General features: G+C 52.0%; 10 protein-coding genes. 2 read left to right on the top strand and 8 right to left on the bottom strand.

Features of this window, described 5'->3' with window-relative positions:
• Positions 1-53: 53 nt before the first annotated feature.
• The 6 genes from B0F88_RS14285 to B0F88_RS19565 all read right to left on the bottom strand — a co-directional run bounded on the left by B0F88_RS14285 (position 54) and on the right by B0F88_RS19565 (position 7186).
• On the bottom strand, positions 54-1103 hold the full coding sequence (locus tag B0F88_RS14285) for a PDDEXK nuclease domain-containing protein (protein WP_104424611.1): 1050 nt from the start codon (positions 1101-1103) through the stop codon (positions 54-56).
• Positions 1093-2316, bottom strand: a complete 1224-nt coding sequence (locus B0F88_RS14280) for a restriction endonuclease subunit S (RefSeq protein ID WP_104424610.1) — start codon at positions 2314-2316, stop codon at positions 1093-1095. Before B0F88_RS14280 ends, B0F88_RS14285 begins: the two co-directional genes overlap by 11 nt.
• Complete coding sequence (locus B0F88_RS14275) at positions 2316-4451, bottom strand: type I restriction-modification system subunit M (RefSeq protein ID WP_104424609.1); 2136 nt, start codon at positions 4449-4451, stop codon at positions 2316-2318. Before B0F88_RS14275 ends, B0F88_RS14280 begins: the two co-directional genes overlap by 1 nt.
• Before the next feature lie 322 nt (positions 4452-4773).
• On the bottom strand, positions 4774-5268 hold the full coding sequence (gene ssb / locus B0F88_RS14265) for a single-stranded DNA-binding protein (RefSeq protein ID WP_104424607.1): 495 nt from the start codon (positions 5266-5268) through the stop codon (positions 4774-4776).
• Between the two features lie 22 nt (positions 5269-5290).
• Positions 5291-6673 carry an MFS transporter gene (locus B0F88_RS14260; protein ID WP_104424606.1) on the bottom strand — a complete coding sequence of 461 codons (1383 nt, stop codon included), beginning with the start codon at positions 6671-6673 and terminating at the stop codon, positions 5291-5293.
• 186 nt (positions 6674-6859) lie between these two features.
• Positions 6860-7186, bottom strand: a complete 327-nt coding sequence (locus B0F88_RS19565; protein WP_219820866.1) for a hypothetical protein — start codon at positions 7184-7186, stop codon at positions 6860-6862.
• 86 nt (positions 7187-7272) lie between these two features.
• On the opposite strand from B0F88_RS19565, the gene uvrA reads away from it, so the two are divergent.
• A complete protein-coding gene (gene uvrA, locus B0F88_RS14250) occupies positions 7273-10089 on the top strand; it encodes an excinuclease ABC subunit UvrA (RefSeq protein ID WP_104424605.1) in 2817 nt (938 codons plus the stop codon).
• Positions 10090-10305: 216 nt separating this feature from the next.
• Here the strand turns inward: uvrA and B0F88_RS19945 are convergent, their stop codons facing one another.
• Together B0F88_RS19945 and B0F88_RS14240 are read right to left on the bottom strand one after the other, a co-directional pair.
• A complete protein-coding gene (locus B0F88_RS19945; protein WP_104424604.1) occupies positions 10306-10530 on the bottom strand; it encodes a type II toxin-antitoxin system HicA family toxin in 225 nt (74 codons plus the stop codon).
• Positions 10530-10736, bottom strand: coding sequence for a type II toxin-antitoxin system HicB family antitoxin (locus tag B0F88_RS14240; RefSeq protein ID WP_104424603.1), 207 nt, complete (start codon positions 10734-10736; stop codon positions 10530-10532). The genes B0F88_RS19945 and B0F88_RS14240 overlap by 1 nt, the downstream gene beginning before the upstream one ends.
• Before the next feature lie 505 nt (positions 10737-11241).
• Here B0F88_RS14240 and B0F88_RS14235 point away from each other — a divergent pair.
• Positions 11242-11889, top strand: a complete 648-nt coding sequence (locus B0F88_RS14235) for a hypothetical protein (protein ID WP_104424602.1) — start codon at positions 11242-11244, stop codon at positions 11887-11889.
• Positions 11890-11908: the final 19 nt, after the last annotated feature.

The following is an 11908-nucleotide window of genomic DNA, read 5'->3' as shown; positions in this document are numbered from 1 at the left end:
TCGAAGGGCACAGGGCAGTCATGGTGGGCGTAGCCCACACTACGGTTACTTCGTCATTCATTATCAGCACCCTTCATCTCCGGCAACAACCTCAACTCCCGCTCCATCTCCGCTTTCAACTCTGCTTCCGTCGGCAAAACCAGCCGGTATTTCGACGCGAACAACTGCTCGCTCTCCTTGAGCACCGAGTAACGCACCACCGTTTCATCGTGCTGGGAGCACAGAATGAGGCCGATGCTGGGGTTGTCGTCAGGCTGACGTTTGAGATCATCGAACATACGCACGTACATATCCATCTGCCCAACATCCTGATGCGTCAGCTTACCCGCCTTGAGGTCGATCAGCACGAAACACTTGAGCAGGTAATTGTAAAAAACCAGATCGATGTAAAAGTGGCTGGTTTCGGTACTGATGCGAAACTGGCGACCGATGAAGGCAAAGCCCTTGCCCATCTCCAGCAGGAATTTTTGCAGGTTGTCCATGATGGCCTGCTCGATGTCCCGCTCCAAGGTTGCCGGACTTTCCGGGATGCCCAGAAACTCAAGCACGTAAGGGTCTTTGATGAAGTCGCCCGGCTGGTGCGGTTCGGATGCGCCCGCCGCTTCCAGCGCAGCCCGCTTATCGGGCGAAGTCAACAGGCGCTCGTAAAAATGCGTATTGATATTACGTTCCAAAACGCGCGAGCTCCAGTTCTGATCAGCCGCCTCGTTCATGTAGAAGTCCCGCGCCGAGGGATTCTCCACCCGCATGATCAGGCGATAATGGGTCCAGCTCAATTGGCTACGCAGTGCGTAGCCTTTTCCATAATCGGGATAGGTAAGGAAAAACTGGCGGAAGTTTTTCAGGTTGGAATAAGAAAAGCCGTTGCCGAATTCGCCGCTCAGGCTGCGCGACAATTCGCGCAGAATACTCGCGCCATATTCCGCGCGCTGCTGCCCTTGCTGTTCCTCCTCGAAGATGCGGCGGCCTATGTGCCAGTATGATTCCACCATGGCGAAATTGACTGCCGAATAAGCCTTCTGCCGCGCCTGAAAAAGAATGGCGCGAATATCGCCGAGCAAGTTGCCGCTTGCCGTCACGGGCTGTTGGTGGTCAGTGCTCATGGGCGAACTCCTCCATGCCGGGCGGGAATTGGATGTCGAGTTTTTCGACGGAGAGTTTGCCGGAGATGAGGCGGGGGAGCAACATGTTGCGAACTTTTTCAGCTTTAAGAATCGCCTGTTGCAACACTTCAATTTGTTCGTGGTTATGCTTAACAACGTTCTCGAATTCGACTTGCAGAGATTCCTTTGGAACCAGGACTTCTCTGTTCGTGAGATCAGTCCAGTGCCTCTTGTACTCGGTCGTTCTCGCCAAATCCTTAACGAGGTGAAAAAGAAAATAAGGTGACACTTTTGGCTTAGGCATAAATGGAATTACATTTTCAGCCAGAGAGAACGGCTTCGTCATCAAAACCATTTTGCAACTATGGTCGCCAAAAAGAATGATGGGGGAATCAGGGGATGCCATGTGTTGCGGCTCACCGTCATAGTAACCCAAGCAATCCGCACGCGATTGATCTATGACGATGACTTCCCCATCATCGGATAGCTCATCCTCACGATAGATGCGACCAAAGCCTTTTCGGACGACAATCTCTTTGACTCGCTTGGTATCCCAATCTGCTGGAAGACCTTTGCTGAACTTTGCATTTTCATGACAGGGGAAGCGCATGCGCACGAACCATTCGCGGTAGATTTCCTCGGCCATCTTTTCCAGCAGCGCGATGCGCCGCTGGTTGTTTTCGATCAGATCGTCATATGCGGTGAGTGTCGCCGCGATTTTTTTCTGAGTTGCCCTGTCTTCTGGATAAAAAACCGGGACGCGTTCAAGAATGCCAGTGTTGAGGTTTGGCATTGTGGCACCAACTGCCTGTCCTTCAATCCAACTAACCACTGCCTTCGTAGAAAGATAACGGTGAAGGAATTCATAAGACAAAGGTCCATTTCCAAGTGTTATCTTCAAGCACCCGGTTCCGCACAACCAGCCAACGTTTTCATCTCGAACCAGTGCTTGCCGCCCAATATCGCCACGCCTACCATAAACGATGTCACCTTTGGCTAACTTGTGTCGCTTCAAGCGCTCGACGTGATTCTCTGCTACTCGCGCAATTCGTGTAATGGCGACCTTCCCATCCGCTATATCGGCTGGCATAACGACAGGTGTGCCATCTGTACTATAGTCAGATCCATGTAGTTGCGAACCGAAAGGACCAGTCTGAATCCGGCCTCTACCTTTTCGGCAAATCTCACCAAGCGGCTCGCGAACCCACAGCATCAACCTTCTCCAGCTATCTGCGCGACGTTGTGGCTAATTACTTTTTCCAGCTCCCGAGCCGCATCATTCAGACTGAACAGCTCTTCGTTCATCGCCAGCAAATCGGCAACAAACTCCTCCTCAGTTTTTCCATCCTCCTCGATCACCACGCCGACATAGCGCCCCGCATTTAGCGAATATTCTTGCTCCTTTACATCCGCCGGGCTGGCAAGTTTGCACAGGCCGGTCACATCTTCGTATTCCGCCTTTGGAAAACGCTCCTGCAACCGGTGGATATGCTGGTAGAAAATTTCGGCGTTCTTCACTTCCTTATGCAATTCTTCCAGCGCGGTCTTGAGTACGCGGGTTTTGCGGTCGGTCGTGGCGCGTTTCCCTTCGGCCTTCGCTTGTTCGGCCTGTTGCTTCTCGTGTCGGCGCACGGTCTTATCCAGTCGTTTCAAACCTTCATGCAGCGCGGCAAAGAAAGGATCAAACGCCTCGCGCAATTGCTGCTGCGCCTTGTTAATGACGTAAATTTCCGAGTTGTCATTTCGGCCAACGGGAGAAATTTTGTATGGCGCGGAAGATTCCTCGCATGCGTTCGGAATGACAGGCAGTTTTTGTTGCAGATATTTCTCGTAACGGGTTTTAAGTTTTGCCAGCCCCGCCCATTGCTGCACCAGTTCGCCCACGGCCTGCTTGCCGCCTACGTCGTCCAGCACTTCGAGCAGTTGCGCGGAGACGGGTTCGACCTTGGTTTTGTTCTCGATTAGCCGTTCCATGCCTGCCGCGAAGTAGCGGTCTATCAGCTGAACGAATTTGTCGCGCCGCCCTTTGTGCAACTGGCTGATGATGGCGATATTCTGGATATGTTCTTCGCTGAATTCGCGGTGGGCGCGGTCGATCTGGGTGTAGATGTTGCGCGCGTCAATGAACAGGATTTTGTCGTCGGTCTTGGCCTTGTCGAAAAACCACAGCGTGGCCGGGAGCGTGACGGTGTAGAACATATTCGAGGGCAGCGTCAGCATCGCGTAGATCAGGTTCTGTTCGATCAGCGTCTTGCGAATGTCGGCTTCGGAGTGGCGCGCATCGGATGCGGAATTCGCCATGACCAGCGCGGCGCGGCCTTGGTCTTTAAGCGAGGTGGCGAACAGGTTGATCCACAGGTAGTTGCCGTTGGGCACGGTTTCCTTGCCTTCGTCGGCTTTCTTCACTTTCGATTTGTTGCGCGGGATGCCATAGGTGTTGAAGCGGCTGTCTTTCTCCACGCTGGACAGGCTCACGTCGTCCACGTTGAACGGGGGATTGGCGAGCACGTAATCGAATGCGCCGAAACTTTGGTACGGGTCTTCGTAGTAGGTGTTGGCCTGCTTGATTTCGCCGCGCAGGCCGTTGACCGCGAGGTTCATCTTAGCGAGGTTGACGGTGTCTCGCGTTTTTTCCTGGCCGCAGACGTACACGCCGCTTTCCGAACCTTTCAGCTCCTTGCGGTGTTCCGCGATGAACTGGGCGGACTGCACAAACATGCCGCCGGAGCCGCAGGCGGGATCGAACACTTTGCCGCCGTGCGGCTCGATGATCTCGACCATCAGCCGCACCACGGAGCGCGGCGTGAAAAACTCGCCGCCCTTTTGGCCTTCGCTGCGCGCGAATTCGGACAGGAAATATTCGTAAATCTGGCCGAACAAATCGCCGGTGGCATCGGCGGGTATGTCGGCGAAGGTGCGCAGCAGCGATTGCGGCAGGGTCTTGTCGGTGCGGGTCAGCGCGGCATATTCGTCCTTGGGCAGCACGCCTTCGAGTTCGGGCTTGTATTCCTCGATGAGCTTCATCGCCTCCTTGAGCGCCTTGGCGATGTCTTTTTCTTCCGGGAGGTTCAGCAGGTAGTCGTAGCGCGCATGGTCGTGCAGGTAAAAGCCGCATTTCTCGATCGCGATTTCAGAAACCGGTTTCTCGCGGCGGGAACCTTTAAGTTCCTGGTATTCGGCGATGATCTCCGCCTCATGGCGGCGATAGTTATTGTCGGCAAACTTGAGGAAGATCAGCCCCAGCACCGGGGTCGAGTATTCGCTGGCTTTGAGGTCTGAGTTCGCGCGCAGCTTGTCCGCCGCGCTCCACAAATCGGCTTCAAGCTTTTTGAGTTGGTCTTTGTTCATGAATTCCGTTTATTTTATTTGTCCGGTTCAGGCGATAAAACCGCAGGTGAATTATTTCAATAATCGATGCGAATATGCAGTCATCGCTTGGTTTGCCTTCTGTTCACAGAGGAATCATGAAGGACAATGCCTTATGTGTTTATATTTACAAAACTAACCAGGTATATCATCAATGCAATTCGGTTAAGACTTGTTCCGTTCGCCCCGAGCCTGTCGAAGCCTGCCATGAGCTTGTCGAATGGGGAGCGGAACAAGCCGTTAAGCCGCTCATGGTTCGACAAGCTCACCACGAACGGCTTAACTATACGGCATTGGGTATATCCTAAAACGGAATATCGTCATCGAAATCGTCGTAATTCGGCGGTGGCGGCGGCATGGAGCCGGGACTGCTTTGCGGCGCCGATTGCTGCGGCTGGCTGGCGGGTTTCGATGAAGGCGCGGAATATCCGCCCTGCGCATGGTCGCCGCCAAAATCGGAAGTGCCGCCGCTACGGCTGTCCAGCATGTTCATGGAATCGGCTACGATTTCGGTCGTATAGCGATCCTGGCCATCCTGAGCTTGCCATTTTCGGGTGCGGATATGGCCCTCGATATAGGCCTGACTGCCTTTTTTTAAATATTCGCCGGCAATTTCGGCCAAACGATTAAACATCACCACCCGATGCCATTCTGTTTCTTCGCGGCGCTCGCCGGTTTGCCGGTCTTTCCAACGCCTGGAAGTCGCCAGACTCAGCGTCGTAACGGCCCCGCCGCTCGGCATGTAACGAACTTCCGGGTCTGCACCCAGCCTTCCTATCAACATCACTTTATTAAGCATCTCTCTCCCCTTGTTGTCGCGATTATGCGTTGACGTATTGCGCGATCAAACCTTGCAATTGATCTTTATCCAGCTGCTGGTTATCGACTTTAAGATAAGCCAATGCTTCTTCATAATGCAGCGTGATTTCCTCTACACCGTTCAGTTTAAGCATTTCGGCAGCAAATTCGTTGGCGTCCTGCTCGCTGAGTTGTTCCAGCGCTATCAGCAGGTTCGCCACATAGCGCGGAGGCTTCATCCATAAGGACACCAGCAACCAGCTGAACGCGGCTGCGGCGCAAAATAAAAACACCGCAGTAACCCCGAACCGGCCGTTAAACCAGCCGCCGACAAGCCCGCCCATGAAAAGCCCCATGAATTGCGAACTTGAATAAGCGCCCATCGCGGTGCCTTTCAAATCAGCAGGCGCGGTCTTCGATATTAAGGAAGGCAATGTCGCCTCCAGCAGGTTGAAACCGCAAAAAAACAGCCACAAGAAACCGATAATCCCGGCCAAATTTTGTTGAACTGCCGACAAACCCAATTCAGCCATGACCAGCACCGCGATGGCGCCCAGAAACACCTGCTTCATTTTGCGTTTCTTTTCTGCCAGGATGATGAACGGCACCGCGAATGTCATTGAAATAACAAACACCGGCAAATAAACCATCCATTCATGCCCCGCCACTAATCCGGCCTTCCTCATCAATGACGGCACCACGACAAAGATGGCCATTAAAATCAGGTGCAAGGTAAAGATGCCGTAATTCAGGCGCAACAGATCAGGATTTTTCAGCACATGCAGCATTTCCTCGGGCACGACTTCCGCATCCCGGTGCAATTTGGACTTTTGCGGATCGGGTACGACAAAAATAATCGCCAAGATAGCCAACAAGGTCAGCACCGCAGTCACCCCAAACACGCCCTGCACACCGCCGAAGCCGGAAATAACGGGTCCGGCTATGATGCCGACGCCGAACGACGCGCCGATGCTGATGCCGATAATCGCCATCGCTTTGGTGCGGTGAACCTCCTGGGTCAAATCGGCCACCAAGGCCATAATGACGGCCGAAACCGCACCGGCGCCCTGGAAAGCCCGGCCCACTAAAACCCCGTAAATGGTCGTCGACAGCGCCGCGATCACGCTGCCGATCAAAAACAGCACCAAGCCGATAATGATCATTTTTTTACGGCCGAAACGATCCGACAACAGGCCGAAAGGGATTTGCAACAGCACCTGGGGCAAGCCGTAAATACTCATCGCCAGACCGATCAGCGCAGGCGTTGAACCTTCAAGCTGCTCGGCGAATAAAGACAGCACCGGCAAAATCATAAACAGCCCCAGCATCCGCAACGCGTAAATGCTTGCCAGCGACCATGTGGCGCGTTTTTCCGATGACGTCATCGAACTTGTAATGTCCTGCATTGTTGTCAAAACCAGCTTCTCCTTTTGAACCAGAATTATCAAGAAATGTTGGGCACGCCTCGCGCACCGTTTTCCAGCGTCAGCATAGGTAAGCACTGCGAACCTTACTAAGCCGGTGGTTTATCTCATTATTTTAATGGCGTACATTATAACAAGCTTTATTTATCGCACCCGCTCATTTGTGCTTTAACTAAACAGCGCTGTAATCTGCGTCAATAAGTCCAACCAGACGGCTTTAAAATTAACAGCTGAAATGTGACTGGCCCTCACCATACCGACAATACCGACCATAATCCAAAACACGTTCAGCAAGGTATAGGCGCTGTCCTTCTTGAGTATCGAGCACCAGGAAAGTATCACCGCATCCGTGGTGTTAAAAGCCCAGACAAACATAAACGGACTTTCCGGGCCCAACCAACTGACCAACGAGAAGCTGAAAATGCGCATCAGCACGCCGACCATTTCGATAAATCGAATATATTTGAAAACGAATGAATTTAATGTGTTGATCATTATTTAAAACCGCTAGTGTGCGCCGTTTGTGTTCATACGGCTTTGCTCGTATATTATACGGTTGTTGAAATTGCCGGACTTAATTAATGGATACGATTAGCATTCGTGGCGCCAGAACGCATAACCTGAAAAATATCGATCTTGACCTGCCCAGAGATCAACTCATCATCATCACCGGGCTGTCCGGTTCGGGCAAATCATCGCTTGCCTTCGACACCATTTATGCCGAAGGCCAACGACGCTACGTGGAATCCCTTTCCACCTACGCCCGCCAATTCCTGTCGATGATGGAAAAGCCCGACGTCGACCACATCGAAGGCTTGTCCCCGGCCATTTCGATCGAACAAAAATCCACCTCGCACAACCCGCGTTCCACCGTCGGCACCATCACCGAAATCTACGATTATTTAAGATTGCTCTATGCCCGCGCCGGTACGCCGCGCTGCCCCGAACATCATGTCTCGCTGGAAGCGCAAACCGTCAGCCAAATGGTCGATCATGTGCTGTCGCAAGCGCCCGACCAGCGCTGGATGCTGCTGGCGCCGGTGGTCAACGACCGCAAGGGCGAACATATCCAACTGCTGGACGACCTGCGCGCACAGGGCTTCATCCGCGCCCGGATTGACGGCACGGTGTACGACCTGGACGAGCCGCCGGTGCTGGATTTAAAAAAGAAACACACCATCGAGGTCATCGTTGACCGCTTCAAGATTCGCGACGACATCGCCTTACGACTGTCCGAATCCTTCGAGACGGCCCTGCGCATCGCCGACGGCATTGCGATCGCCGCCTGCATCGATGATGCGACCGAACTGATGTTTTCCGAGCGTTACGCCTGTCCTCATTGCGGCTACTCGCTGTCCGAACTTGAGCCTCGCATCTTCTCGTTCAACAACCCGAAAGGCGCATGCACCAGTTGCGACGGCCTGGGCGTGCGCCAGCATTTCGATCCCGAGCTGATTATCCATAACCCCGACATCAGCCTTGCCGGCGGCGCGATTCGCGGCTGGGACCGGCGCAACGCCTATTACTACCAGATCATCTGCTCTCTGGCCAAGCACTATAACTTCGACCCGGAAGCGCCGTTCTCGGAACTGTCCAAAGAACATCAGGACATCATTCTGTACGGCAGCGGCCATGAGGAGATTGAATTCAAATTCATGGCCGGAACCGGATCGGTCAAGAAGAGACGCCACAGTTTTGAAGGCATCATCGCCAACATGGATCGGCGTTACCATGAGACCGATTCGCTACTGGTGCGCGATGAACTGGCCAAATATCTGTCCAACAAACCCTGTAACGCTTGCGAGGGTGCAAGACTTAATGTTTCGGCCAGGAATGTATTTGTTGAAGACTTACCGCTGCACCAGCTGACTCGTTTCCCGATCCGCAAATCATTGGATTTCTTCTCGCAGCTTAACCTAAGCGGAAAGCGCGGCGAAGTTGCGGCAAAAATCGTCAAGGAAATCCAGGAGCGACTGGAATTCCTGGTCAATGTCGGCCTCGACTATTTAACATTGGATCGCAGCGCGGACACGCTTTCCGGCGGCGAAGCGCAGCGTATCCGCCTCGCCAGCCAGATCGGCGCGGGTCTGGTCGGCGTGATGTACGTGCTGGACGAGCCGTCGATAGGCCTGCATCAGCGCGACAACCAGCGCTTGCTGAACACTTTGTTCCGCCTGCGCGACCTGGGCAACACCGTGATCGTGGTCGAGCATGACGAGGATGCGATCCGCTCGGCGCAGCATATCGTCGATATAGGCCCCGGCGCAGGCGTGCATGGCGGGCAGATCATTGCCCAAGGCACGTTGGAAGACATCATCAACAATAAAGACTCGCTAACAGGCCAATATCTATCGGGGAAAATCGGCATTACCGTTCCCGAAAAACTAACGCCCGTCGATAAAGACAAACAGATCGTTATCCGCAATGCGCACGGCAACAACCTGAAGAACGTCGATATTACCTTCCCTATCGGCCTGCTGACCTGCGTCACCGGCGTCTCCGGTTCCGGCAAATCGACGCTGATCAACGACACCTTGTACTGCCATGCGGCGCGGTTAATCAACCGCGCCGGCGTCATTCCCGCGCCTTGCGACGCAATCGAAGGGCTGGAGCATTTCGATAAAGTCGTCGATATAGACCAAAGCCCGATCGGCCGGACGCCCAGATCGAATCCGGCCACTTATACCGGCCTGTTCACGCCGATACGCGAATTATTTTCGGCGACGCCGGAAGCGCGTTCGCGCGGTTACACGCCCGGCCGGTTCAGCTTCAACGTCAAAGGTGGCCGCTGCGAAGCCTGCAAAGGCGACGGCGTGATTAAAGTCGAAATGCATTTTTTGCCGGATATTTTCGTCCATTGCGACAGTTGCCACGGCAAACGTTACAACCGGGAGACGCTGGAGATACGCTACAAAGGCAAAACCATCAATGAAGTGCTGGACATGACCGTCGAAGATGCGGCCGAGTTTTTCAAACCCGTGCCGGTGCTGGCCCGCAAATTACAAACCCTGGTCGAGGTAGGCTTAAGCTATATCACCCTGGGGCAGAATGCGACCACCCTGTCCGGCGGCGAAGCGCAGCGGGTCAAGCTCGCCAAGGAACTGTCCAAACGCGATACCGGCAAGACCTTATACATCCTGGATGAGCCGACCACCGGCCTGCACTTCCACGACATCAAGCAATTGTTGGGTGTGTTGCATACCCTGCGCGATCACGGCAATACCGTCATCGTCATCGAGCATAATCTGGATGTAATTAAGACTGCGGACTGGATCATCGACATGGGACCGGAAGGCGGCGATGGCGGCGGAACGCTGGTTGCAGAGGGGACGCCTAAGCAGGTTTCTGAAAATACGGCTTCGCATACGGGGGAGTATTTGAGGCGGTTTTTTGAGTAGTAGTTATGTGGGTCGGGCATGCTGTTTATGCCCGACATTTCCGTTTCAAAAAAACAAAGATTTGAGGTTTATCTATAGCCCTCCCGTAATCGAACACCTGAACGTCGGGCAACGAAAAAGCTGTTGCCCGACCTACTCGACTTTGCCCCATCACCGGATGCCGAAATGCAGGAGACGAAACAGTTACCTAATCTACTCGGCTAACGCCTATCTAACCTACAGCGCAGCCATAAACTCGGCTACTGTCAAACCCGCCATGCGAATTAGGCTTCTGAGTGTACCCTTTGCGACCTCCCGATGATCGGGAATGGACAAAGTGATTGTTTCTCCTTCTTTGACCATGATGATATGACTTCCACTCTGCCGCGCAACCCGCCATCCCAATGACTCGAACACGAGGACAAGTTCGCGTCCCCTTAGAACAGGTAGCGAAGGCGGCATTATGCTGCGACCTCAATTTGCCGAGTCTCAATAGTCAAAGGCAATCCATGTTCAGCGCGAACCTGGAGGCACTGGTATATTGCATCCTGGATATTTTCTAACGCCTCATCCTTAGTCTCGCCTTGGCTAACACAACCGGGGATGGATGGGCATTCGACAACCCAAATACCATTCTCGTCACGGTCGATTGTCACATTAAATTTCATATAGTTTCTCCAGGTTTTTTTGTTGACCCTTAAAGGTAGTCCTGTCGGACATGCCGTTTATGCCCGACATTCAAATGTTCAATATACCAGCATATTTCGGGTTTACCCATAGCAGGTTCATCATCGAATGTACGAAATATTGGGTAACGATAAAAATTGCCCAACTTACCGCACCACGGATTGCACCTTACCGCGTTTCATGTCTAGTACGCAGTCATTCTTATTTTGTCAGGTAAAAGTAAATCCGTTCGTCCTGAGCTTGTCGAAGGATGAGCGGATTTACGCTGAGTTGAACGATTTTTACTCGACAGATCAATACTGACTGAGTACTAGTATCTATACCCCGGACAGAGTTGCAACTCAGTCCAATCCCCGTCACAATCTACCAAGTTCCTTGGAAACCAATTGATCTACTTATATTTTAACTATGTACTCAAAGCTTTCGTTTATATGTAATAAATGCCATACAAAAATCGATAAAGAGATTTCTGTGCCAGATACAAACATGGAAGAAAGTGAAGGAGCTTTCTGCGAAGAAAGTCTTGATTGCCCTACATGCGGGAAGATATTTGACATAAACGTTAATAACAGAGGCAGTTTGGTTTTAGTAACAGTAGATGGTGAACCTCTAGAACATGGTGCGGCTTCAACGCCATATTTATTTAGTGACGGTTGCGTATCAGATGAAGAATGGCAATGCCATAATGATTATTGGTGGTACTCAACCATAAGTCAGCAGTCAGTCCACCAATATTTTTCATCGTCGATAGAAAGCCTTAAAAATATGCTATCAATAAACATCAACGACAGGCATCAAACCGAGGTATTTAACAGGATGCTTCTTGTTCAGAGCATAGCTACTATGGAAGCATATTTATCAGACACACTTATTTCACGCGTGATAACAGAACCATTACAACTAAAACAGCTATTCGAAATAGATAAGGAGCTAAAACAAGAAAAATACTCCGTATCTACATTTTTGAATGATAAAGATCTACCCAAAAAAAGAGCAAAAGAGTATTTATCAAATCTTGTATATCATAACCTTCCGAAAATAGAGGCGCTTTATAAGAAGGCGGATTCAACTCCGAAGTGCAATCTTAGTAATCATGCGGCATCCCTCTCTTGTTCAGGAAAAAAGACCTCATGAGGTGTTTTAAAATTGAGTG

Origin of the sequence: Methylobacter tundripaludum, assembly GCF_002934365.1 — a bacterium.
GTDB lineage: Bacteria > Pseudomonadota > Gammaproteobacteria > Methylococcales > Methylomonadaceae > Methylobacter_A > Methylobacter_A tundripaludum_A.
This window is presented reverse-complemented; position numbering and strand designations above follow the sequence as displayed.

Coding starts and splice junctions, on each gene's coding strand:
- B0F88_RS14275 (WP_104424609.1), bottom strand. CDS start 4,451: ATGAACAAAGACCAACTCAAAAAGCTTGAAGCCGATTTGTGGAGCGCG.
- B0F88_RS14280 (WP_104424610.1), bottom strand. CDS start 2,316: ATGCTGTGGGTTCGCGAGCCGCTTGGTGAGATTTGCCGAAAAGGTAGA.
- B0F88_RS19565 (WP_219820866.1), bottom strand. CDS start 7,186: ATGATCAACACATTAAATTCATTCGTTTTCAAATATATTCGATTTATC.
- B0F88_RS14285 (WP_104424611.1), bottom strand. CDS start 1,103: ATGAGCACTGACCACCAACAGCCCGTGACGGCAAGCGGCAACTTGCTC.
- uvrA (WP_104424605.1), top strand. CDS start 7,273: ATGGATACGATTAGCATTCGTGGCGCCAGAACGCATAACCTGAAAAAT.
- B0F88_RS14240 (WP_104424603.1), bottom strand. CDS start 10,736: ATGAAATTTAATGTGACAATCGACCGTGACGAGAATGGTATTTGGGTT.
- B0F88_RS14260 (WP_104424606.1), bottom strand. CDS start 6,673: ATGCAGGACATTACAAGTTCGATGACGTCATCGGAAAAACGCGCCACA.
- B0F88_RS19945 (WP_104424604.1), bottom strand. CDS start 10,530: ATGCCGCCTTCGCTACCTGTTCTAAGGGGACGCGAACTTGTCCTCGTG.
- ssb (WP_104424607.1), bottom strand. CDS start 5,268: ATGCTTAATAAAGTGATGTTGATAGGAAGGCTGGGTGCAGACCCGGAA.
- B0F88_RS14235 (WP_104424602.1), top strand. CDS start 11,242: ATGGAAGAAAGTGAAGGAGCTTTCTGCGAAGAAAGTCTTGATTGCCCT.